Origin of the sequence: Enterococcus sp. AZ163, from assembly GCF_050498925.1 — a bacterium.
Classification (GTDB): Bacteria; Bacillota; Bacilli; order Lactobacillales; family Enterococcaceae; genus Enterococcus_A; species Enterococcus_A ferrettii.
In genome coordinates, this window is record NZ_JBIPAO010000001.1 from 2,960,084 (window position 1) to 2,981,289 (window position 21,206).

General features: G+C 35.9%; 27 protein-coding genes and 1 tRNA gene. 13 read left to right on the forward strand and 15 right to left on the reverse strand.

Annotated elements, in window-relative coordinates; all coding sequences use genetic code 11:
- Positions 1-6 precede the first annotated feature (6 nt).
- The 7 genes from IGI46_RS14200 to IGI46_RS14230 all read right to left on the reverse strand — a co-directional run bounded on the left by IGI46_RS14200 (position 7) and on the right by IGI46_RS14230 (position 2,653).
- Entirely contained in the window at positions 7-168 is a 162-nt protein-coding gene (locus IGI46_RS14200) for a hypothetical protein (protein WP_429973688.1), read from the reverse strand.
- Positions 169-180: 12 nt separating this feature from the next.
- The gene (locus IGI46_RS14205; protein ID WP_429973689.1) at positions 181-411 is read right to left on the reverse strand and encodes a hypothetical protein; all 231 of its coding nucleotides are present in this window, start codon (positions 409-411) and stop codon (positions 181-183) included.
- A 111-nt stretch (positions 412-522) separates the two neighbouring features.
- Positions 523-732 carry a hypothetical protein gene (locus IGI46_RS14210; RefSeq protein WP_429973691.1) on the reverse strand — a complete coding sequence of 70 codons (210 nt, stop codon included), beginning with the start codon at positions 730-732 and terminating at the stop codon, positions 523-525.
- The gene (locus IGI46_RS14215; RefSeq protein WP_429973692.1) at positions 722-1,147 is read right to left on the reverse strand and encodes a hypothetical protein; all 426 of its coding nucleotides are present in this window, start codon (positions 1,145-1,147) and stop codon (positions 722-724) included. The genes IGI46_RS14210 and IGI46_RS14215 overlap by 11 nt, the downstream gene beginning before the upstream one ends.
- 173 nt (positions 1,148-1,320) lie before the next feature.
- Positions 1,321-2,142: a Rha family transcriptional regulator gene (locus tag IGI46_RS14220; RefSeq protein WP_429973693.1), complete on the reverse strand. Its 822-nt coding sequence runs from the start codon at positions 2,140-2,142 to the stop codon at positions 1,321-1,323.
- 17 nt (positions 2,143-2,159) lie between these two features.
- Positions 2,160-2,444, reverse strand: a complete 285-nt coding sequence (locus IGI46_RS14225) for a hypothetical protein (protein ID WP_429973694.1) — start codon at positions 2,442-2,444, stop codon at positions 2,160-2,162.
- 14 nt (positions 2,445-2,458) lie between these two features.
- Complete coding sequence (locus IGI46_RS14230; protein ID WP_429963743.1) at positions 2,459-2,653, reverse strand: hypothetical protein; 195 nt, start codon at positions 2,651-2,653, stop codon at positions 2,459-2,461.
- Between the two features lie 304 nt (positions 2,654-2,957).
- Here IGI46_RS14230 and IGI46_RS14235 point away from each other — a divergent pair, with 304 nt between their 5' ends.
- The 4 genes from IGI46_RS14235 (at position 2,958) to IGI46_RS14250 (ending at position 6,923) form a co-directional block, all read left to right on the forward strand.
- A complete protein-coding gene (locus IGI46_RS14235) occupies positions 2,958-3,332 on the forward strand; it encodes a helix-turn-helix domain-containing protein (RefSeq protein WP_429973695.1) in 375 nt (124 codons plus the stop codon).
- Positions 3,333-3,347: 15 nt separating this feature from the next.
- Entirely contained in the window at positions 3,348-4,022 is a 675-nt protein-coding gene (locus IGI46_RS14240; RefSeq protein ID WP_429973696.1) for an ImmA/IrrE family metallo-endopeptidase, read from the forward strand.
- A gap of 84 nt (positions 4,023-4,106) precedes the next feature.
- On the forward strand, positions 4,107-5,663 hold the full coding sequence (locus tag IGI46_RS14245) for a GIY-YIG nuclease family protein (protein ID WP_429973697.1): 1,557 nt from the start codon (positions 4,107-4,109) through the stop codon (positions 5,661-5,663).
- A 108-nt stretch (positions 5,664-5,771) separates the two neighbouring features.
- Positions 5,772-6,923, forward strand: a complete 1,152-nt coding sequence (locus IGI46_RS14250) for a tyrosine-type recombinase/integrase (protein WP_429973698.1) — start codon at positions 5,772-5,774, stop codon at positions 6,921-6,923.
- 47 nt (positions 6,924-6,970) lie between these two features.
- Here IGI46_RS14250 and IGI46_RS14255 read toward each other — a convergent pair whose 3' ends face one another.
- The 4 genes from IGI46_RS14255 to IGI46_RS14270 form a co-directional block, all read right to left on the reverse strand.
- Positions 6,971-7,228 (reverse strand): DUF5960 family protein, encoded by a 258-nt coding sequence (locus IGI46_RS14255; protein ID WP_429973699.1) that lies wholly within the window; start codon positions 7,226-7,228, stop codon positions 6,971-6,973.
- Positions 7,229-7,408: 180 nt separating this feature from the next.
- A tRNA-Gln gene (locus tag IGI46_RS14260) sits at positions 7,409-7,481 on the reverse strand.
- A 49-nt stretch (positions 7,482-7,530) separates the two neighbouring features.
- The gene (locus tag IGI46_RS14265; RefSeq protein WP_429963750.1) at positions 7,531-7,929 is read right to left on the reverse strand and encodes a hypothetical protein; all 399 of its coding nucleotides are present in this window, start codon (positions 7,927-7,929) and stop codon (positions 7,531-7,533) included.
- Between the two features lie 17 nt (positions 7,930-7,946).
- Positions 7,947-8,489, reverse strand: coding sequence for an HdeD family acid-resistance protein (locus IGI46_RS14270; RefSeq protein WP_429963751.1), 543 nt, complete (start codon positions 8,487-8,489; stop codon positions 7,947-7,949).
- Positions 8,490-8,650: 161 nt separating this feature from the next.
- Between IGI46_RS14270 and IGI46_RS14275 the strand changes: the two genes are divergently transcribed.
- Both IGI46_RS14275 and IGI46_RS14280 read left to right on the forward strand, forming a co-directional pair.
- Positions 8,651-8,854, forward strand: coding sequence for a hypothetical protein (locus tag IGI46_RS14275; RefSeq protein WP_207703145.1), 204 nt, complete (start codon positions 8,651-8,653; stop codon positions 8,852-8,854).
- Positions 8,855-8,867: 13 nt separating this feature from the next.
- Positions 8,868-9,344: a hypothetical protein gene (locus IGI46_RS14280; RefSeq protein ID WP_429963752.1), complete on the forward strand. Its 477-nt coding sequence runs from the start codon at positions 8,868-8,870 to the stop codon at positions 9,342-9,344.
- A 253-nt stretch (positions 9,345-9,597) separates the two neighbouring features.
- Here the strand turns inward: IGI46_RS14280 and IGI46_RS14285 are convergent, their stop codons facing one another.
- On the reverse strand, positions 9,598-10,026 hold the full coding sequence (locus IGI46_RS14285; RefSeq protein WP_429963753.1) for a universal stress protein: 429 nt from the start codon (positions 10,024-10,026) through the stop codon (positions 9,598-9,600).
- A 159-nt stretch (positions 10,027-10,185) separates the two neighbouring features.
- On the opposite strand from IGI46_RS14285, the gene IGI46_RS14290 reads away from it, so the two are divergent.
- From IGI46_RS14290 to IGI46_RS14300, 3 genes are all read left to right on the forward strand, one after another.
- Positions 10,186-10,896 carry an AzlC family ABC transporter permease gene (locus tag IGI46_RS14290; protein WP_429964970.1) on the forward strand — a complete coding sequence of 237 codons (711 nt, stop codon included), beginning with the start codon at positions 10,186-10,188 and terminating at the stop codon, positions 10,894-10,896.
- On the forward strand, positions 10,889-11,212 hold the full coding sequence (locus tag IGI46_RS14295) for an AzlD domain-containing protein (protein ID WP_207703149.1): 324 nt from the start codon (positions 10,889-10,891) through the stop codon (positions 11,210-11,212). The genes IGI46_RS14290 and IGI46_RS14295 overlap by 8 nt, the downstream gene beginning before the upstream one ends.
- A gap of 242 nt (positions 11,213-11,454) precedes the next feature.
- Positions 11,455-11,670 (forward strand): hypothetical protein, encoded by a 216-nt coding sequence (locus IGI46_RS14300; RefSeq protein ID WP_207703150.1) that lies wholly within the window; start codon positions 11,455-11,457, stop codon positions 11,668-11,670.
- A 43-nt stretch (positions 11,671-11,713) separates the two neighbouring features.
- Here the strand turns inward: IGI46_RS14300 and IGI46_RS14305 are convergent, their stop codons facing one another.
- The gene (locus IGI46_RS14305; protein WP_429963754.1) at positions 11,714-12,970 is read right to left on the reverse strand and encodes a glycoside hydrolase family 73 protein; all 1,257 of its coding nucleotides are present in this window, start codon (positions 12,968-12,970) and stop codon (positions 11,714-11,716) included.
- A 586-nt stretch (positions 12,971-13,556) separates the two neighbouring features.
- On the opposite strand from IGI46_RS14305, the gene IGI46_RS14310 reads away from it, so the two are divergent.
- The 3 genes from IGI46_RS14310 (at position 13,557) to IGI46_RS14320 (ending at position 15,771) form a co-directional block, all read left to right on the forward strand.
- Positions 13,557-13,871 carry a hypothetical protein gene (locus IGI46_RS14310; RefSeq protein WP_207703153.1) on the forward strand — a complete coding sequence of 105 codons (315 nt, stop codon included), beginning with the start codon at positions 13,557-13,559 and terminating at the stop codon, positions 13,869-13,871.
- Between the two features lie 120 nt (positions 13,872-13,991).
- Entirely contained in the window at positions 13,992-14,336 is a 345-nt protein-coding gene (locus IGI46_RS14315; RefSeq protein ID WP_429963755.1) for a ribonuclease G, read from the forward strand.
- An 826-nt stretch (positions 14,337-15,162) separates the two neighbouring features.
- Positions 15,163-15,771: a PepSY domain-containing protein gene (locus tag IGI46_RS14320; protein WP_429973700.1), complete on the forward strand. Its 609-nt coding sequence runs from the start codon at positions 15,163-15,165 to the stop codon at positions 15,769-15,771.
- Positions 15,772-15,905: 134 nt separating this feature from the next.
- Here the strand turns inward: IGI46_RS14320 and IGI46_RS14325 are convergent, their stop codons facing one another.
- Positions 15,906-16,862 carry a tRNA dihydrouridine synthase gene (locus tag IGI46_RS14325; protein WP_429963757.1) on the reverse strand — a complete coding sequence of 319 codons (957 nt, stop codon included), beginning with the start codon at positions 16,860-16,862 and terminating at the stop codon, positions 15,906-15,908.
- A gap of 250 nt (positions 16,863-17,112) precedes the next feature.
- Positions 17,113-18,891 (reverse strand): daptomycin-sensing surface protein LiaX, encoded by a 1,779-nt coding sequence (gene liaX, locus IGI46_RS14330; protein WP_429973701.1) that lies wholly within the window; start codon positions 18,889-18,891, stop codon positions 17,113-17,115.
- Positions 18,892-19,605: 714 nt separating this feature from the next.
- Between liaX and IGI46_RS14335 the strand changes: the two genes are divergently transcribed.
- Positions 19,606-20,799, forward strand: coding sequence for a DNA/RNA non-specific endonuclease (locus IGI46_RS14335; RefSeq protein WP_429963759.1), 1,194 nt, complete (start codon positions 19,606-19,608; stop codon positions 20,797-20,799).
- The last annotated feature ends 407 nt before the right edge of the window (positions 20,800-21,206 follow it).

A 21,206-nucleotide genomic window follows, 5' to 3' on the forward strand; every position in this document is an offset into this window, starting at 1 on the left:
TTTCTGTTATTTTCCAACACGTTCTTTGTATTCCCATTCGTCAAAAGTTAGGAAAAGATATGCAGCCAGTCCGGCAAAAATTGCTAACTTTAAAACTGGCTTATTAATAAGGTTGGTTGCTACCCCTAGCAGAAAGCCAAGGAGTAGCAAATTTCTCTTTTTATTCATTGTGATCACCCTTTACCAGCAAAATGGTTCTATTCCATCAAATGGACCATTTACATTCCCGAACTTTGCAAAGTTAAGTAATCCTTGAACAAAATCTTTAGCATTGTTCCCTTTTACTTTTCCTTTTACTGGGACAAAATGAATGTAAAATGTTCTACGATCATCTTGTTCCGCAGTTTTAAGATATGCTAAAACTTCTTTGGTGACTTTAAGAAGCTCTTGATCCTCTACAATAGTTTTCATAGATATTTCCTCCTAGTTTTGCTATACTGAAGGCAAAGAAATGTGTGTGCCTTTATTGCGATTGTCTTGCCGGACTGCAATATTGGCTTTTTTCTTTGCCTTCCATCCTCATCACACTAACTCTTCATGCTTTGCTAACTCATTGGCCAACTCACTCAATTTATTCATTGATTCAGCGCACTCATTAACCACATCGTGATTCGTTCCAGTAGCCATCATGTCGTCTGGTAAATCACTCATGCAGTCGCCATCTTGGATTGACAGCAGTTTTAAAGCAATCTCTTTTTTTAGACGTTCAAATTCTTGGTATTTAGTAATCAATTTGATCCACCTCGTTTTCAGCAGTTTCCAAAGCTTCTAGCTCTTGTTGAACTTTTTTTAATTCATCAACCTTTTTAGCTACATATTTCAGTTTCTTTATCGGCGTATCGATTTCATAATCAAGCACTAAAAATTCGTACCTAGTAATTAATCCATCCTTAATGTAGGTGTAAACCTTTTTATCATCCGAGAAAAACTGAACAAAAATTGTTTCCCCATTCTCGCCTTGCATAAGATGTCCAGGTTTACCATCACCTGTTTCTAAAATCGAATTACCAATAAATCCTTCAATAGCTGGATAGTCTTCTGTCACAACGCTATAAATAGGCATTTCCTCTTGATAAGCATTTAGAACAAATTCGATGTCTCCAAGTAATTTGTCTTGTTGTTCCCATAGTTTGTCTTGTTTATTCATTGCTATTCCTCCTATTTGTGCATTGAAATGCACGAATCAATTTGTCCATTTTGATGGACGAATCGTTCATTTTTTGCGAACGAATTGCCCTGCGAAATTTCACTCTTTTTGATCCGACGAAATTCGTCGCCGCAAATTCTTTTGTGCGACTGCGTACGAAATTCGTTCGCTGTTTAAAATCCATAAACTATATGGTATTTGTTGCTCTGACCTTGAATAATAGTTGGATAATTGTTTTTGACCAACCAATTTTCAACTTTCTCAAGTACGGATTCAGCATATTTTGTTACATCACTGCTCCAGTTATCTGTTGATCCAGGGAAGAACTCGAATTCGTATTCTTCGAGTGAGATATATTTCTGAATTAGTTGACTAACTGCCGTTTCATGAGGATTTCCAGTTTTAGAGTACACACCTATTTCTTGGGCAATTTCATTGGCAGAATAAAATTTACATCCTAATGCAGGCATTGCCAATAGTTTTTCGCCAGTCAATACTTCCACTGCCTTGTCTTGCAATAAAACCTTATTGACATCTGACCTTGCGTCTCTAGCTAGTTCTGACAACAGCTTAGCTTGTCGTGCATTTGCATTCTTCAACCGAGCTTCTGCATTCATCCTTTTGGTAGCTTGGTCAGTACCTATCGATTTTGGTTGTTCAGTTTTGATGTGCTCCTCCATCTGATTGAATCGTTCGATATACGCTACAGCGAATTGTGTTCCTTTCGCTCCAGTCATCCGTGTGCTGTATAACTCGCATCCTTTTTTGGTACAATCAAAACAAGGCCTTTCTTGATTGTTGGCATCTTTGTATGTTGATTCAATGAAGTAATCGCCCGAGCCAATTTTGGCTTCGGCTAAATTTGAGCCCTGGGAACTTTTCCCCTCGGCTAATTGAGTAATAATTCTACGAATATCCTTCATTACATCGTTGTGAGGTCTCCCCACCATTCCAGCTACTTCTAAACTGTTGATTGTTTGTTGTAGTTCATCCATTCTGGTTCCTCCTATACTTATTCGTTTTGGCTATGAGCAGCCATGTATTCATCGATGGCTCGCTTGTCGTAACGCTTGTGTTTTCCAGATGCACCTAGTCTAATTTCTGGCAGACCTTCTTTAACCAATTGGTTAAAGTCGTCCCCGGTAATCCCGCCAATGTAAAGTCTTGCATCTTTCTGTTGCAAATACCGAGACTTTTCGGCATTTTCTTTCATGAACATTTGGAAGGCGTCTCTGACAATAGCGATGATTGATTCTCGAAGTTTTTTCATGAAATCTTCGCTTAGAATATTTAGCATATTCATCCTCCCCCTTACCTAATGCGGAAATCTGAAATGATTTTCAACACCAGTTTGTTTGCTGCAGGCGAATCTTTCAACTTACCAGTCAAATATTTTGTAACATCCTGCTTTTTCATCCCGTAATAAACTGCGATATCGACTATAGACGTTCCGCTTTCCTCAATAAAATTTAGAACTTTTTCTCTTCCATTTGTAGATTCAGGCATATCAATGCTCCTTTCTTTAATAATGTAGGTAAGAAAAATAGTAAGAAATTTGTAATAGGCTATTGACATTTTTATACGTTCGTATAGAATGAAGTCATAGTTAAATAAGCTTAACAAAACCTATAAAAAATAAAGTTCTTAGTTTGGCGACCTTGAATAATTTATTTTTAAATGGTGTTTTTAGTTTTGCTTTTTTTCTTACTATTTATCTTACGAGTAACACTATAATACGTTTCGTATAGAATGTCAACGATTTATTTACGTTTCGTATAGTTTTTCTCGTTAATTAGGAGGAAACGCTGATATGACAGTCTTTGAGCGGATTAAAAAATTAGCAAACGATCAGGGAAAAGGTGTCTCTAAAGTTGCTACAGACCTAGGTTTTAGCGAAAACTTATTCTACCGTTGGAAAACTAGCGAACCAAAAGCTAGGGATTTAGAAAAAGTTGCTGACTATTTTGGTGTTTCTGTCGATTATCTTTTAGGTAGAACTGAATCACCAGCAAGAACGGAAGGAGGCTTATCCGAGCAAGAACAAGATCTATTAATGCGATTTAGACGCGGCTCCAAGAATCTTTCAGATGAAGAGAAGGCGATTTATGAAAGACAAGCCATGAATTTATTTGATTACATCAACAAAACAATGAAGGATTTAGACGAAAAAAACAAACCAAAATAATTGGAGTTATCTTTTATGGATGATTTAAAAGCCACACGACTGTCACTTGTCAATTTAATAATAAATCAGTTTTTATTGAAGATGGAGCTTGAGCCAGAGAATTACACATTCAAAGATTTTTTTCTATATTACACTAAATCTAACAATATAGAGATAAAATTCAATATACCATATATTGAAGGTAAATATTTTCTAGGCTTAACTGCTAAAAGCCCATACAGTCTAGCAATTTTTTTAAACAAAAGAGTTTACAAGCGTTGTTTATGCTTTAGCGCATGTCATGAGATTATTCATTGTTTGTTCGACATGAACACTTTACTTCCTACACAAACCTTTTTTAATGTTGATGATCGAGAAGGATTTTATTCGGATGAAGAAATAGCTGTTGAGAAGCTTGCCGATTGCGGAGCTGGAGTCATCATGCTTCCTGATATAAAACTGGTTAAATATTTAGGTACTAACAAATCATTCGCTCAGATATCTGACGAATGCCAAATGAGTCATCCTGCTTTGCATAACAGGCTCATGGATTTTGGTAGATATTCTTGTGGTATGTCAGAACAAGCTGCTTTGAAATCCACATTAGAATTGCGTTATCAAGGTTCAAGAGTTGGTTTCAGATTTTATCTAACAGGAAATCACTTGAATTGCGAAAAGCAAATAGTTCTTATTTATGAGAACGCAATATAAGAAAGCCCGTGCTACGAACACGGGCTAAGAACCTCATTTCTGAAATCCTACAAAAACTATTTTACCACAGGAGTGAGAGATTTTATGGGATTTTTTAAACGTGTAAAAGAATTAGTTCATCTGAAAGATGCTGTCTCTACTGAACAACAAAATTTGGAACAATTGAGAATTGATTATTCATCTCAATTAGAGCTTTTAGAAAAAAGCAAAGCAGACAAAGAGGCTAATCTTGAACTGCTAGATTCTCAATTATTAAACAGAAACAAAACTATGCAAGATATCAGAGATATCCTCGAAGCCGAAAATATAGAGAAAAGAAATGCAATAATTGCTACAGCAGAAGAAAATGCAATGAAGATAAAAGAAGAAGCTTCTTTAGATTTGGAATCGCTTCTTGAATCAATAGACAAATACAATTCTGAAATCAATGTCTTAAAAGATGAACACTTAAGTCTGCAACGAGAAGTAAATAGATATAAAAATCAGGCACGTAAATTTAAATCAGAATTAATTGGTATCAAAGAGTTTCATAAAAAATATGAAAATTCTATTTCGTGTGACGCAGATTCTGTTTCTAGACTCATAGAGGAAGTTGATGGATTCTTGCTTGAAGATGGTTTGTTAGATACAATTATTAAACTGCCTCTTCATTCTGATAATTCGAAAGGACTTCGAAAACTATCTGCTGCCACTAAAAAAGAGATAGATAGTGTTCTATCAAACTATGCTTCACGCTATACTACAAAAGGTAATCAAGCTATTTACAAATTAATGATTATCGGACTACAAGCAGAAATGCAACTTCTACTTTATAAACTCTCATATCAAAAATTGCATGAAACAAAAGAAACTGTAGAACAAATTTTAACCAAATTTTTGATTATCGCCGGAGAAGGAAACAAATCAATCCTACCTACTATCACAAGGTTTATCACCGAGATAAAACCTTTGTATCTAGAATTAGTTGAGATTGAATACAGATATTACGTTAAACGCCAGCAAGAAAAGGAAGAGCAGCAAGCCATTCGAGAACAAATGAAACAAGAAGCTGAAGAACGCAAAGCACTTGAAGCAGAGCGCAGAAAACTTGAAAAAGAAGAATCCAAATATGTAATTGAAATGGAACGAAACAGAGAGTTATTAGAAACTGAAACGGATACAAAAAAAATTGCTCAGTTAGAAGCTCGACTAGCTGAATTGCAAGACCAACTAGAAAAAGTTGAAGAGAAAAAAGAAGAAGTTACAAGTTTGGCCATGGGTAAAGCTGGCTATGTATACGTCATATCAAATCTTGGCTCTTTCGGAGAAGACATATTTAAAATTGGGATGACGCGCAGGTTGGAACCGCAACAACGCGTGGATGAATTGGGAAGCGCATCTGTTCCATTTAAATTCGATGTCCATGCTATGATTTTCAGCGATAACGCAGTAGGTTTAGAAAATACACTGCACAAACGACTTTCATCTTCTCGAGTCAACAAAGTAAACTTTAGAAAAGAGTTTTTCAGGTCCGATGTTGAAAGTTTGGAAAGTTTAGTGGAGGAAATCGATCCGACTGCAGAATTTACAAAAACCATGCTTGCAGAAGAGTACCAACAAACAGTAGCAATTGAAGAGAATCAAGAAATATTAGCATTGTAAAAAAACACGATCCTACCCCTCCAAGAGTTAGACCGTGCTGACATAAACCACCCAAAGTAGGCGCTTTAGCTATGCCTATTGTATCAAACCAGAAAGGATGATTCAATAATGGTAAAAATCAAAGAATACAAAAAAGATGGGGATACCTTTTACGAGTTCCAAGTATATGTCGGTATTGATCCAATCACTGGTGATCAAGTTCAAACAAGGCGAAGAGGATTTACTACCAGGAAAAAGGCTGAATTGGAACTTGCAAAAATAATGCTTGATATCGAAGACGGCACTTTTAAAATGAGAGAGGCTCCAAAAAAATTCGAAGATATAGTAAAACTATGGTTGCCGTATTACAAGACTACAGTTCAAGAAGTAACCTACATCGGTACTGTTTCATACCTTGATTCATATGTTTTACCCGAATTCGAGGGCAAGAAAATCGATAAAATAGATGTTACACTCTGTCAAAAAATAGTCAATAAATGGGCTGAAGAAAGACCAAACTCATTCAAAAAGTATAAATATTATGCTAGTCAAATTTTCGACTACGCAACGAATATCGGAGTCATAAACGATAATCCAATGAAAAAAATTCTGACTCCTAAAGTATCAGGAACAAAAAAGAAGATCGGATTTTTTGAAGCGGATGAATTGAAACAATTTCTATCTTACGTTGCAGCACTTGATCCAAATAAACTTTACACTTTCTTTCGTCTTCTGGCCTATTCAGGAATGAGAAAAGGTGAAGCATACGCTTTAACTTGGGAAGACATAGACTTCGAAAAAAACAAGATTTCAATAACTAAAAGTTTGAGTCGCGGCGAAAACAAGACTGTTTATGTAAGTCCTCCTAAAAACCCTAGCAGCGTGAGAACCATCTCAATGGATAAAACAACTATGAACATTCTAAAACGCTGGAAAAACACTCAGAAACAGCTTTTAATGATGCTTGGTCATCCGACTAATAAGAAAGGCCAAATACTGTTTAGCACTGATAAAAACGAGTATTACAAGCCGACAATAGATGCTAACTGGCTGAGGAACATCTACAAACAAGAAATCGTTCCTAAAGACTTTAACCGCATTTCAACACATGGCTTACGTCATACACACGCTAGTTTGCTGTTTGAAGCTGGTGCAAGTTTTAAGGCTGTTCAGGAGCGTTTAGGACATGCTGATATTGCTACTACTATGGGAATCTACACTCACGTTACTAAGAAGGTTAGTGACGGAACAGGTGACCTATTCGCTAATTTTGTTGGATAAAGGAAATAGTCCCTGCCATCTCTGGCAAGGACTATTTTTGATCAAATCTATTTTACAAAGTCAAAGCCTTTATAAAAGTATTTATTATTTTCTCTTTTGAACCTAAAGTACATATTTTTATTGAAGGAGTTATTCATTGCCGGATACTGAAAGTATTCTACGTCTTGGCTCTCCATTAAGAAGATTATATCTTCAACTATAGAAAATGCAGGTAGCAATCCATCATTTAGAGTATTGTATTTTTCAAAATCCTCATGAAATTTCTTTCCTGTTTTGAAATCTAAACTTCCATTTATTTGTAGCATAATAGTCACCTCAAACACATTATAAGAACGGACGTTTGTATTTGTAAAACCTTTATCATTGTTATATTAAAGTTTTAAAAAGCTTATCGTCTTAGCCAAAGTCTTAGCCAGACGCTTTTTTCAAATCGAAATATAACTGCTAAAACCGTATAAAGACCATATTACAAACGTTTATAGATATTGGGATAACAGGGTTCGAACCTGTAATTGCTTGATTCAGAGTCGAGTGCCTTACCAATTTGGCTATATCCCATTAAGAATAAAAGAAATTATAACGCCGTTTCTTTTATTCTTCAAGTATTTTAACTTTTGCCGCTGCTTTGCTTTAAAGCTGTCAGCACTAAATTGCCATCAGCAAATCCTAAGTTAATTACCACAGTCTCTTTCACGAATTCCAGCATGAGATAAATACCGTTCATTTTTTTCTGACCAGTGATGGATTTGCAATGATACAAATTGTATTGGTATCTTCCTTTACGGCTAACAGCATAGAGTATGTTTCCTGAAATACCGTAGGACGTCATTCCTTCATGATTTTTAAAGCTTTTATACTGATGAAAACCAACAAAGGAAAAAATGAAATTTGTTTTAGGATATGCCGTTATCAAGCGTTCAAAAAGTTCGATGCCTTTTTTCTCATTTGTATTATAGTTGATTTTGTATTTCTTACTAAAAAGATAAAGTTCAGTTGAAGTATTCATTATCCCTAGCTCCTCGTTTAAAGTTCAGCTGATTTATCTTTTAGTCTTCTGGCGTCTCGTATTTCAGCAATACTCATGGTGATTAACAGAAAACCGAAGATACGAAATAGCAGCATTAAACTATTGAAGGGATTAAACAGAAGTAAAATACCTGCTAGGACCATCAATCCGCTGTAAACTAGACCTCCATTGACAGAGAAACCACGTTTGCGCGCATCCCAATTTTGCATAAACTTTCCGATTCCAAAGATCAGGACAATAAACCCTAAAAACATTGGCAAGATACTAACAATACCACGGGCAAAGAACAGAATGAAAAAAGCAACAATCAACATAATGATCCCCCCTGAAAAACTCGGACCATAGCCTCCTACTTTCTGGCGATTACGTAACCCGTTGATTATCTGTAGGACCCCTAAAATAGCCACATATAAAAAGATGATGTAGACTATTCCGTTAAAAACCGTTTGTGGTGAAAGTAAGATAGCGATGCCTAATAACAGGTAGACAATTCCTCTGAAATAGCTGTATTGCTTCATTGATTCTAAGAAAGCACTCATATAAATTCCTCCTTACTTTTTATTTTAACGAATATTAACAAATTTTACGAATATTCTAGTAGTTGATGATTGTAAACTTTTACATAGTTGGGTATAATTGCCTTTAACATTGATCCAAAAGGCTAGACCCAAAAATTTTGTCGATACTGGAGGGCTTGTGTATGAAAGAAGAAGAGATTGAATTAGGTAAAGTTTATCGTTGTCACCCCATCGGATTTGAAAAAACAGTTGAGGGAGAAGTCGTTTCTAAAATGGCAAACTGCGCTGTCATTCGCATTAACGCGTGCGAACAAATCGATGAAGAACTGCGAGAAGATAAATCTAATATGGTAGTGGCAAAATATTCTAGCTTCACCGCTAAGTAGAAGGCTGATTTTATTGAGTGTATTCACTATATTGCTAGGGGTGTTTACCCTAGTATTGCTTGTTTATTTAGTAATGGTTCGTCAGTCGGTGGTTATCCCCACTCACGTTAATAAAAATCGTTATTGGTTTTACCCCATGATTGCCTTCCTTATTGGTTTTTCCGGTTTTGTTAACTTTACTAATCTCGACGGGAAACTACAAACAAGTCTGGCAGTACTGATTGTACTAAGTTTTCTTCTGGATAAAAAAGGATTGACTGAAAGCCATATTATTTTGAATAGTTTGGATAATCGTGGTATTCCTTATTCAAAAGTTGAAAAAGTTGTTTTACTGGTGGAAGAAGACCAACCAATCAAAATGAATTTTTTTCGAAACGGACGCCGAGGACCGGTCTTAAACTTTGATCATTCATTGGAAGAGTTGGCTGTTTTCTTCACCTCCCATCTTAATGATGGTAGTAAATTGGAAATAATTATAAAAGAAGATTGACCTAGTCAATCTTCTTTTAATGTTTCACTACTTAATCAGGACAAGCGAGAAAGACAATATGTTCACCTCTCCAGCTGAAACTTAATAAGGGGCTTTTTCAATCTCTTTTGATTTAGATGCATGCTCTCAGCTATTTGGATAATAGACGCAGATATCTCTTTAGAAAATCATCCCAGAAACTAAAGGCTTCTCCATTAAGATGGCCTTTTTTTAGCCTTGATATGAGCCCTTATTTGGCTTCACTTATCAATAATTACTTCACTACCATAACATTACAACTGGCATGATTAACAACATAAGAAGTTGTTGAGCCGATAATCGCTTTTTCAATTGCCCCAACCCCTGTTGCCCCGATCATAATGAGATCCATCTCATGTTTCTTCGCATATTCTACAATTCTACGTTTGGGACTTCCCGATAGAATCGCTGTCTCATAGTTTTCAGGCAATTCTTCTGTTTTGCTGATTAATGTATCAATTTCGATTTCTGCATTGTTCAGATGGAATTTCAACGCATCATTAATAAAGGCCGGATCGCCAACAGAATATTTGTAATCTACCACTGATAATACAGTTAATTTGCTATTGTTTCGTTTAGCAACCTCAATCGCTTCTCCAAAGGCTTTTTTCGCTTGTTCAGACCCATCTACAGCTACTAAAATATTCTTATACTCTTCCTTCATTGTCAATTCCCCCTCTCTTCTATTATAAAACAATGATTCATAAACAAAAAGTTTTTCTGATCTTTTCCCTCTTTTCTTTTGTTGTGAGTAGAAAAAAGCTTGTAAATCTAGTTCTTTTTTATTACTATAATTAGAAATGTATGAGAGTGGGTGAAGTATATGGAGGATGAGCTGAAGGGGGTTCAAACTTTCAACGAAGGGGTGGAGGCTTGTGTCCCTACTATTATGGGCTATTTGGGTATTGGAGTAGCCATGGGAATTGTCGGAAAGGCAATTGGATTATCGGTTTGGCAAGTATTTCTCATGTCACTAATTGTCTACGCTGGCAGTGCACAGTTTATCATTTGCGGCTTGATAGCCATTAGTGCTCCAATTCCTTCAATTATTTTTACAGTATTTTTGGTTAATTTACGGCATTTTTTGATGAGTCTTTCAGTAGCAAATCATTTTAAAAAAGACTCGCTGTTAAATGGTATTGGCATTGGTACTTTGCTGACTGATGAATCTTATGGTGTTTTAATGGCTACACTTGCTCAAAAGCCTGCTGTATCTAGTCGATGGACGCACGGTTTAAATATCACTGCCTATTTGACTTGGATTTTGGCTACAGTAATTGGAGCCTTGTTAGGAAATTTCATTCCCGATCCGAATGTTTTAGGATTAGATTTCGCATTAACAGCAATGTTTTTAGGGTTATTTTTATTTCAGGTCCAATTGCCTTTAAAATTTCAAAAAAGTAAAACAGTTATCATATTACTAGTAACTGCTTTTTCGCTTTACCTATTAATGCGTGTTGTATCCGCAGAGCTGGCAGTTATTATTTCTACATTATTGGGCTGCACGATTGGGGTGGTTATTAAAGATGAATAATCAGTATTTTCTGTTAGTTATTTTAGGCTGCGGAGTGGTCACTTGGATTCCGCGAATCTTACCTTTTGTCTTAACACGGACCATGGTTATACCACCTTTATTTGAAAAATTTTTAAGCTATATTCCGTTAACAATACTAACAGCACTATTATTACAGAGTTTGTTAGTATTTGAAGATGGTCATTTTCCTGGATTGAAATTTCCTGAAATTTTTGCATGTATTCCAGCATTAATTGTCGGTATTCGGACCAATGATTTGATGAAAATTGTTATTACAGGAGTGGTCTCTGTTGCACTCCTGCGTTTATTATTTTAACGAAAATTTATTAAGTCAACTGTTTTTATTTAGAAGAACAGTTGACTTTTTTTATAGGCTCTATTAGACCATCTTATGAAGGAATTTTTTGAGAGATTTTTAATCTCAATTAATGAAATGGCCTTCTTTTTGTCTTTTGCATTTTATATAACACCAGTTATTGAATAAAACATTAGATTCTCTCCTCTTTTTGTTGTATCCTATAACAAATATCGCTATTAGAATTCAGGAGTGTGATGACAATGAAAAAAATCAGCGGTGTCTATTTTAAACATCCTTTAGATCTTTCTGGAAAACAATCTTTTGAAGTAGATGTTTCCCATGATTCACTTTATGCTAAAGACTGCTCGGTTGTTGAGAGTAACCAATTGGTTTTGACCGAAATTGCGGCAAAGTATCAACACCAGCATGAGGATTTGCATAGTTTCTTTATCATTGAAACTATTGATGAATCGTAAAAAAACAAAAGCCGTTATGAGCGGCTTTTGTTTTTTTGTCTTATTAATGACCGTTCCAAGCATGACCTTCATACTGCCAACCAACTTTAACTAACTGATCTTTTTCGTAAGTATTAGCCGTGTAGTGATGGGAGCCAGCTTTAGCATTCGGATTATACAGACGCAACAATTTGATTTCCCCGCCAGAGTACCAGCTTATTCCCTCATATCTCCATCCTTTCGCAACTAACATATCTTTTTCAGCGGAATTAAGAGTATAGTGGTGATCACCAACGTTTGGATTATACATACGGTAAACAGGTGCTCCTTTTTTTGGTGCTTGCCAGGCAACTCCTTCGTATTTCCAACCTACAGAAATCAAATTATCCTTTTCACCCGCATTTGCCGTGTAGAAGTGTTCAGAACTATTGGGATTGTAAAGTCTGTACATGGCTGTTTTTTCGACAACCGGATTTACAGCGTTCCCACCATTGTTGCTATTTGGAGTATCATATTGAGTTAGATTATAGGCTTCAATAACACTGTTCAAAGTTGCGCCATAGCTTGGGGCCGTCGCATATCTACCCGTTAACCAAGCTGTAGCATCTTTATAAGTTTTCGTGTTGCTCTTCCATGCACCTGAGTAATAGTAAACTCCTGATTGAAAGGAAGTATTTTTAAGAACATAGGCATTATCATTTAATGATTCGCCGAAGGATGGATACTTACGGAATTTAGCATCCACTGTTATCCATTTTCCATTGACATATTCCTGAGTTTTCATTGTGACAGACTGTCCGTTATAGTTCCCTTTTACCCCGAATAGATTGTAATTAGGAGCTTTTGATAGCGTACTTTGCCCCCAACCACTTTCCACAATTGCTTGTGCGATCATTACAGATGCATACAAATCATTGGCATGTGCAACTGTTTTGGCATAAGGGGCCACTTGATTAATAAATACTTGCTGATTATTTGTTGAACGTGCTTGAGCAGCTCCCATAGAGAATTGTTCGAATGGAAACGGGTGAGTATGTGTTAGTTGACCAGAAGGATCTTCTGGCTCCTCTGTCACTATTTCTTCAGTATCGGTTGTAGTTTCCTCTGAAATCTTAGGCTGTGCCGATTCCGTTGATTCTATAGTTGGCTCAGTCGAGCTATCGGTGCTCTCAACCGTGCGTTCAATTGTTGCACTGCTTTTTGAACTTAACTCATCAGTTGTACTTGTTATGGCCTCTTCAGCCAAAACAGTTCCTGGATTTCCTACTGAAACTAACACTCCTAACACTGCAACGCTTGAGAAAAGATGTTTAGCTTTCATTGTTTCCTCCTTAAAGTAAAATCTAAATTTAATGTAACAAAAATAGGAATTCAAGTAAATCATTTCTTATCAAATTTTTATTTCAGTTTGACCATTCTTCAGTTTTATCCACAAATATGAGAAATCATTGTTAGAATCTGACTAAAATCACTACTTTAATTATTGATTTTTCCATTCCATATTTTTTTGGTATAATTAGTTCTTCGGAGGTGTTTGATCATAGATTTAGGGCTTTTATCCGCGAATATCATTTATATGATTTTTATTTTTATGTCAATTGTCTATTTCTACCTATTTAAAAGAGATAGAACCTTTATCCATTTGTATCTTTCGCTGATTCCTACATTCATTTGTATCTTTCTCTTAATTAACTACCATTATTATCAGCCCGCTGAAGGTGCTCAAGTGATACGAATACTCTTAGCTACCTCGATTATTAGTTGTATGATTTATTGGAGTGTTTACGCTTTACTTCATCGAAAAGATTAACGACTTCTCAAATTTTCTTTCGAAAGGTTAATCTTTTAGTTCCAACATGATATAATGTTGAATATTGTTTCCCAATGCACAATGAAGGAGTCTGTACATGGCTATTTTACTAACGTTACTTATTGATCTTCTAACCGTCATTCTTTTCGTCTTTCGAATAACTACTAGTAACCAAGTAATTCTAATTATAGGTGGAGTCATTCAATTAATGTTTTTCATTGATCTTGTAGCTATTTTATTATTACGTACTAAATATGTTCCGCTGCCAGCTGCTGAAGCAGTTGACATGGCACGCCGCAGAAGCCGTCGTGAAAAAAAACGTCCTGGGGGATTATTTATCGGCTTATCCTGCCTAGTATCTGCTGCAATTCTAATTTTCTACTTAGTTACTCTAGCTTCCCTATTCCTATAATTGAGTAATTATCACTCAAATCGATTTTTTCTTAATAATTGCTTTTACTTTACACTCATTCTCTGATAGAATTTTAATGTCAGTCATCGATTGATAAAAAATGAGAAGGAGTTGTTACACTTGGATGAGCAATCATTAGGAATTATCCCAGACGAAATTAGAGGCTGGAACTGGGGAGCCTTTATGTTTAATATTACTTGGGGCTTTGGGAATCGGAGTTATTTACCACTTTTGTGCTTAATTCCGCTATTCAATATTGTATGGATTTTTGTCTGCGGTTTTAAAGGTAATGAATGGGCTTGGCAAAAAGGAGACTATGAAGATATTAAAACCTTTTTAGCTGTACAAAGAACCTGGAATCGTGCAGGTTTGGTCGCATTTATTATTGCTATTATTGTGATCGTTCTTTATTTTGTTTTCTTTGCAGCCGTTATGTCTATGTTAATAAACGGACGTTACTATTAACCTGAGGTAACCTGGGGCGAACTCCTTGAATTCAAGGGGTTCGTTTTTTACATTTTGCTGTTGATTACGAAGAATTGTTCTCAAAAAAATATCTTTTTTTTGCAACCACCATTCTCTAATTGAGGAGGTTTTTGGATGAACAAACTTCCGATTTTGCTTATTGAATAGGAAGTATTGTTGGCTCCTATCCGTGTGGAGATTCAGCAACAAACTCAAACCATTCACTCAGACAGAATCCTTCCTGTGCGATTGTGATGATCTGTTTTTACGTTTAATTACTAGAGCTAGTGATATCCGGTCATTCTGATAAACTACTTTGGCAAGTCAGTAACAAAGCATACCTTTATCAGAACATGAAGAACTCAATCGGAAATGCTGCAAATATTCCCCTCGGGTTGGACAGATTCAAGAACAAATGTCTCAGAACAAGAGCATCATTACTTCCATTTCTAGAATAGTGGGAAATGATCTTAGGAAAAAAAGGTCATATTTTCAAGCGATTTTATCGTTTGTATTAATCTCACATCAGCACTATTTCTGGCAATGGAATAGGTTTGGCTATTGCCAAATAGTTGGTTCCTCTCTACCAAAAAACGATTGAAGTCAAAGATCTATAATCTCAGAGAACGTGTTTAGCATCACATCTCCGGCCAATGAAACCTCTGCTTGATAGACATGAATATGACATTTTTTCATTTTTCTCGATATGAATAAGATGATTTGAGCTAGGATTTTTTCATAAAAGAGTATAAAAAACAGAAACAACCACTGGAAAGGAATGTTTGCAATGAAAAAAAAGATGATTCCAATAGGAGCAATATGCATTTTGGGCATTATACTGACGGGGTGTACAACAAATAAAGCTAATTTAGAATCAAATAGTAACCAAGGAAGCGGTATATCAACTTCTAAAAACCAATCAACTGAGGAAAACAATGCTAGTAGTAGCTCAAAATCTAAGGCAGTTACTAATGCTACTAGCTCCTCAGAAGATTTTGCTATTTCGTTAGCCGATGCCATCACTATCTATCAAAAACAATACCCTGATACTGATATTACGAGTATTGATATCAACGATAAATTTGGCACCTACTATTATGAAATTACTGGTGTGGACGACAATACTGAATATGAAGTTGATGTTAATGTGACCAATGGCGAGTTTCGTTTAGACCGTGAAGAAGCTCTTGACAATGATGAAAAAGAGAGCGTGAAAAGAAGCCAAAGTAAACTAAATTTTGACAATCTGCTTCCACTGTCTGAGATCAACACCATTGCACTTAAGGAAGCGGACGGTACCATTAAAGAATGGTCCTTGGAAAAAGAATTGTCTACTACTTACTGGGAAGTAACAGTTAGCAAGGATCATCAGGAAATTAATGTATCAATTGATGCTCAATCAGGTAATGTTTTAGAAACCGAAGTAGACGATTAATCCTATTTACAAAGAATCCGCTAGCTAATCCAAATGGGATTACGCTAACGGATTTATTTAATAATATAATATTTTTGACCCGTAGTGAGTCTAAAAAGCCTTCTAATGATCAATCAAGTTATACTCATTGAATTCTATTGAAGAAATTCCTTCAGAATTACTCTTACCTCATCAGTAGATTTCGTATTCATTAATTTCACTCGCAAATCACTAGCACCTGGGAAGCCCTTGACATAAATCTTGAAAAAACGATGCAAGCCGACGATTGAACGTGGTACCTGTTCAGCATATTTATCCTGTAACTCAAGCTGTAGTTGTAGTAATTCGATTAACTCCTTAGGTTGGTGTTCTTTGGGTTCTTTTTCAAATGCATAAGGATTTTTGAAAATGCCACGACCGATCATAATGCCATCCACCTTGTATTCTTTTGCTAATTCTAAACCCATATTACGATCTAAAATATCACCATTAATCGTGATTAGAGTTTGTGGAGCAATCTCATCCCGCAGTGCAATAATTCTAGGGATATCCTCCCAATGAGCCTCTACCTTACTCATTTCTTTTCTCGTCCGCATATGAACCGATAGATTTGCGATATCCTGTCTTAGAAGATGACTGATCCACTCCTCAAGCTCAGAACGCTCATTAAAACCAATTCTAGTTTTCACGCTAACTGGCAGTCCCCCTGCTTTTGCGGATTCAATCAATTCGGCGGCTACTTCTGGACGCAAAATTAATCCGCTACCTTTTCCTCGCTCGGCTACATTTGGCACGGGACACCCCATGTTTAGATCAATGCCTTTAAAACCCATTTCTGCTAAACGAATACTCATTTCTTTAAAAAATTTAGGATTATCTCCCCAAATATGTGCCACCATTGGCTGCTCATCCTCAGAAAAAGTTAACCGGCCACGGACACTTTCTATGCCATCTGGGTGGCAAAAACTATCAGAGTTTGTAAACTCAGTAAAGAAAACATCTGGGGCACCCGCTTTTTTCACCACATGTCGAAAAACAACATCTGTTACGTCTTCCATTGGTGCCAAAATAAAAAACGGTTTTGGCAACTCCGTCCAAAAATTATTTGTCACTATTTATTCTTCCTTCCATCACATTCCTATACGTAATTTACACTTTCAAAAACATAGTCATTGTACTAATAATAGGAACAAGAGGCAACGGTAAAGTTTTTATAGCTTAACTTTATTTTAATAGAGCACTATCACATAAACAGTCTTTTACCTTATTGTACAGCTTAAAAAAACTAAAAAAGCTGGTTATCGGCACAAAATTGAACCAGTAACCAGCTTTTCTTGAGATGTTTTAAGCCAAGCTTATCCATTATCTGTCGAAATCTTTTAGAAAAATATTACCTGTCTTAGAAGAAATATCAATCTGTACCGGATTTTCTAATGGCCGTCGGAAATGGAACAGACGTTGTTTCGTGTCATTTCTTTCTCTAACCGTTTGAAAATCAGATAATCGGTAATTGATTTTACCTAAACTCGTTTTAGCTACACCTTCTAAACCAAGAGCGGTTGGAAAAGAAACTTTAATATTACCGTTAATTGAATTTGCACGAATTTTTTTTAATTCACTATTACCGATCGAAAGCTTAATGTCACCATTCACTAATGAAGCATCAACGTTAGCTACATCCGCCGTTGAAACAATAGAGCCATTGACTGTTTCGATAATTGAATCCACAATTACGCCTTTATCGATCTCGATTTCGTTATCCGTTCCTTGAATTTCCAGAACAGCTGTACCAATATTCTTAAATACTAATTCACCGCGAGCGGATTTAACAAAGAGGTCTTCAGCTTCAACATTTTTAACGGTTAAGTTGCCGTTCAGCATTCGAATCTTGATATGATTATAGGTTTGTTCCGGTAAATGGAATGTCAATTCGGCACTAACCCGTTTGTTATGAACATGGAATAACAAATGCTCATACTCAACGGCAATTTGACTTCTTTCCATAAAGGACTCCATTGGATCACCTTCATACATTTTTCCATGAAGCTTAATTTCTGCATCCACCATAATGTACGACCTTGGCCAGGTTTTAAAAATGATCGAACCATTGGCTAATTTTACATCTAAATTCGTAATTATCTCTTCTTTGAAATTGAAACGATGATCAAAGCGAGTGTTGCCCGAATTCCCAACTGCAGGTAATTTAATGTCACTCCATTTGCCATCCACAGTATCGGCAACAGTCTTCAAAGTGCGATTAACTAGTTGATTGATTCGACTGTTGAAATTATCCGGTCTAACAAATGGTTCGTCAACTTCCTCTTCATGCTCATAGAATTCTTCTGGAGTATCGTCATGATTCGGCATTTCCGTTTGCCAAACTGGAATGGAGTAGAAATCTTTTTCAACAGTTCCTTTTTCTTGCTTCAGCTGTTTGATTTTTGTTTCCAGCTCAGCTATTTCTTTTTGTGTTTGCTGATACAATACAAGATTTTCTTCCGAAATGATTTCTAGTTCAACTTCCAGCTTAAGATTTCTAAATGTTTCCTGCTTAGTCTTCAACATCTCGGTGAGAGGTTGAATTTGCTGATCGAGTTGATTGAGCTTCATCAGAGACGCATTTTCTTTACTTTCAGCCTTTTTTTCAGGAGCGTCCTTTGGTTTTTCGACAGAGTCATTAGTATGCAATTGATGATCATTGGTTTCCCATTCATCAATCAGGCTGGCGATGTGATCCTTAGTTTTCTCAGGTTCTAATTGCTTTTCCTTTTGCTTGGCAAACTCAGTTTCTTGGAGCTTTTCTTGTTTTGTCTCTTGAGCAGTTTTTGGATCGCCTGTCTTTAGTTCTTGATTTGCTTCATAATCAACTTCCTGTTCAAGCTTCGCTCCAGATTCCTGTGAAGATTCTACTTGGTTTTGGTACTTCGCTTCTTTTACCGATTCTGAAATTACTTTCTGTTCTACTTCTTCCGACTCTTGAACTGATGCTATTTTGGGCTCTGTTACTGTTTTTGCTGATTCTGTTTTTTTTTCTCCATCTATTGTTTCAGCTTGCTCAATTTCTTCAAGCAAATTTAAGCCCTCTTCAGGGGTAATGGTTCCATCCTTAATTGCTTCTAGAATTTCTTTGCGTATGGTCATGATAAAGCCTCCTTATTAGACTACGTTTCTCCATGATACTATTATGCAAGATTTGTTTGAATTTTTCATAGGTCAAAAGAAGTATTTTTGTTAAGTCTTTTTCATGACAAAAAGCTATACTTTTGTTAAAGCCAAAGTATGGCTTTCTTCACTCAGTTTGACGTTTATGACCTGCTTAGTACCTTTTTTTATAAAACTTCATCTTATATGCACCTATTACATTCAATTTTGAAAGAATATCCCAATTCACAAAAAACAATGCTCTCCTTCCATTATGATAATAGAAGTTTCAACTTTAATATTTAACAATAGTCTCATCAGACGTAACAATTTCAAGTAAGGCTGTCTTCACGATCCAACAACACTTCTGTTTCATCATTGTACTTTCTATCTAAAATTTAAATAATTTTTCCGATGAACTTGAATACTAGCTGAATAAGCGAACATGCTAACGTTTTCTTTTTAGGTCCATTATATCGAGTATTCAATGGTTAATCAGAGAACGGTTGTTCCATAAAAAAATGAAACTTAAGATAGAAAAGTTTATAATAGAATATAAACACAAAATAACTAGATAAAGTAACTACAAAGGCTATTATCAGCAAGCACTATATTTTTGAACGTTTTGTAATAAAACAAACCGAAGCTGTAATTCGGAAAGTCGGAATTCACTCAATCATTTTAACCACAATATTTTTAAGGAGGTGTATAACAATGAGTACGATTTTGATCTTAATGGGGCTTCTTTGCTTTGTGCTGAGCTTGATTCACATGTTCCAATCTTTTTTTAGGAAGATATCTCAGAGAAATGGGCTTGCTATACTTGCTCTAGCGGTTACAATGATAATCACTGGAACAGCCTTGGCACCACCTGTTGAAACAGTATATGCTGCAAAGAGCAATGCGAAGTCGGAAAAAGTTGTCAAAGAATCCTCCACAAAAAAGAAAAATTCAAAAAAGAACCATCAGCAAAAAGCTGATAATAAGAAAGTACCAAGCAAACGGGAAAAAGCTGAACAACAAGAAGCACTTGATGGTATTCCTACCAGGATCAAGCAAGAGAATGATCAACTAGCCGTTCTCAACTACAGTGGTACCCAGACTATAGCTGTTAATAATAATGTGCCAACTTTTTCAGACGGCGATTTATCTTTAGCAAATAAAACCTGGGAAGTCTATGGTGATTTAGACAGTTTAAATCGTGCAAGCTATGCAGAGGCCATGTTAAATAAAAGTTTGATGCCTACGAAAAAACGCGGAGATATTTCCAAAGTTAAACCAACTGGCTGGCACAATAAAAAATTAGGAAAAAGTTATCTTTACAACAGATCCCACCTAATCGGCTACACACTTTCTGGTGAAAATGACAACTGGAAAAATTTAATTACCGGCACAGCCCAACTCAATAATCCCGAAATGCTACGCCACGAAATGGACATTAAAGCTTATCTTGAAAAAAATAAAAAAAACTATGTACGTTACTCGGTCACACCTGTTTTTAGAGGGGATGAACTTCTAGCCCGCGGCGTCCATTTAATGGCTAAATCGATTAACAGTGATGCTATCAATTTCAATGTTTATATTTTCAATGTCCAAGAGGGGATTACGCTAAATTATTCCGATGGCACCAGCCAGGCTAACAAGGATATCGCGGCACAGCAAAACGAAGTATTTGAGGAATCTGAGCTTGAAGCTCAGCAAGATGCACAAACACAACAAGAGCAACAATCAGCACCACCCAGCGCACAAGAATACGTTGACGTTAATGGAAATGGGTTAATCAAAGGTTCTAAAAATGGAATTTATCATATTCCTGGAAGCCAATACTATGGCAGAACTACTAGTCAAGCTGCTTGGTTTAAAACGGTTGAAGAAGCCGAACAAGCCGGGTATCGTTCTCCTAAGTAATCCGGTTTTAGTATCAATTTACCAGAAAAAATTACTGTTTTAAATAATTCGCCACTTAAAAATTAAGGTAAATAGTCAGATGTTAATTTTCAATGGTTTAAAAAAATGCTACTTACTTCTTTAATTGAAGTAAGCTTGAAGGTTTTAAGCACTTCTTTTCATAAACTAGTTGCTCATTTAGCACTGAATTATGGAATTTTAATGATTTGAATCATCTATAAAACCCTATTAAAGCTAGTAGACAAAACAGCAATTAACGCTATCTGTACTCAGGATTTTTTTGGAAGTACTTACTACGTTAATCATGTTTATGGAAATTTTTCACTCTGAAAGTACCTCCTGCTTTTATTGTTATACGGTGGACAGATTTAACTTAGCTTATGATTTTAGAAGCTTGTATTCAGGTT

Excerpts from the sequence above, each read along its gene's own strand:
- IGI46_RS14265 (WP_429963750.1), bottom strand. The coding sequence starts at position 7,929 with ATGAATACTTCAACTGAACTTTATCTTTTTAGTAAGAAATACAAAATC.
- IGI46_RS14235 (WP_429973695.1), top strand. The coding sequence starts at position 2,958 with ATGACAGTCTTTGAGCGGATTAAAAAATTAGCAAACGATCAGGGAAAA.
- IGI46_RS14215 (WP_429973692.1), bottom strand. The coding sequence starts at position 1,147 with ATGAATAAACAAGACAAACTATGGGAACAACAAGACAAATTACTTGGA.
- liaX (WP_429973701.1), bottom strand. The coding sequence starts at position 18,891 with ATGACCATACGCAAAGAAATTCTAGAAGCAATTAAGGATGGAACCATT.
- IGI46_RS14275 (WP_207703145.1), top strand. The coding sequence starts at position 8,651 with ATGAAAGAAGAAGAGATTGAATTAGGTAAAGTTTATCGTTGTCACCCC.
- IGI46_RS14285 (WP_429963753.1), bottom strand. The coding sequence starts at position 10,026 with ATGAAGGAAGAGTATAAGAATATTTTAGTAGCTGTAGATGGGTCTGAA.
- IGI46_RS14335 (WP_429963759.1), top strand. The coding sequence starts at position 19,606 with ATGAGTACGATTTTGATCTTAATGGGGCTTCTTTGCTTTGTGCTGAGC.
- IGI46_RS14200 (WP_429973688.1), bottom strand. The coding sequence starts at position 168 with ATGAATAAAAAGAGAAATTTGCTACTCCTTGGCTTTCTGCTAGGGGTA.
- IGI46_RS14255 (WP_429973699.1), bottom strand. The coding sequence starts at position 7,228 with ATGCTACAAATAAATGGAAGTTTAGATTTCAAAACAGGAAAGAAATTT.
- IGI46_RS14250 (WP_429973698.1), top strand. The coding sequence starts at position 5,772 with ATGGTAAAAATCAAAGAATACAAAAAAGATGGGGATACCTTTTACGAG.
- IGI46_RS14245 (WP_429973697.1), top strand. The coding sequence starts at position 4,107 with ATGGGATTTTTTAAACGTGTAAAAGAATTAGTTCATCTGAAAGATGCT.
- IGI46_RS14300 (WP_207703150.1), top strand. The coding sequence starts at position 11,455 with ATGAAAAAAATCAGCGGTGTCTATTTTAAACATCCTTTAGATCTTTCT.
- IGI46_RS14220 (WP_429973693.1), bottom strand. The coding sequence starts at position 2,142 with ATGGATGAACTACAACAAACAATCAACAGTTTAGAAGTAGCTGGAATG.
- IGI46_RS14225 (WP_429973694.1), bottom strand. The coding sequence starts at position 2,444 with ATGCTAAATATTCTAAGCGAAGATTTCATGAAAAAACTTCGAGAATCA.
- IGI46_RS14305 (WP_429963754.1), bottom strand. The coding sequence starts at position 12,970 with ATGAAAGCTAAACATCTTTTCTCAAGCGTTGCAGTGTTAGGAGTGTTA.
- IGI46_RS14205 (WP_429973689.1), bottom strand. The coding sequence starts at position 411 with ATGAAAACTATTGTAGAGGATCAAGAGCTTCTTAAAGTCACCAAAGAA.
- IGI46_RS14290 (WP_429964970.1), top strand. The coding sequence starts at position 10,186 with ATGGAGGATGAGCTGAAGGGGGTTCAAACTTTCAACGAAGGGGTGGAG.
- IGI46_RS14230 (WP_429963743.1), bottom strand. The coding sequence starts at position 2,653 with ATGCCTGAATCTACAAATGGAAGAGAAAAAGTTCTAAATTTTATTGAG.
- IGI46_RS14240 (WP_429973696.1), top strand. The coding sequence starts at position 3,348 with ATGGATGATTTAAAAGCCACACGACTGTCACTTGTCAATTTAATAATA.
- IGI46_RS14270 (WP_429963751.1), bottom strand. The coding sequence starts at position 8,489 with ATGAGTGCTTTCTTAGAATCAATGAAGCAATACAGCTATTTCAGAGGA.
- IGI46_RS14310 (WP_207703153.1), top strand. The coding sequence starts at position 13,557 with ATGGCTATTTTACTAACGTTACTTATTGATCTTCTAACCGTCATTCTT.
- IGI46_RS14295 (WP_207703149.1), top strand. The coding sequence starts at position 10,889 with ATGAATAATCAGTATTTTCTGTTAGTTATTTTAGGCTGCGGAGTGGTC.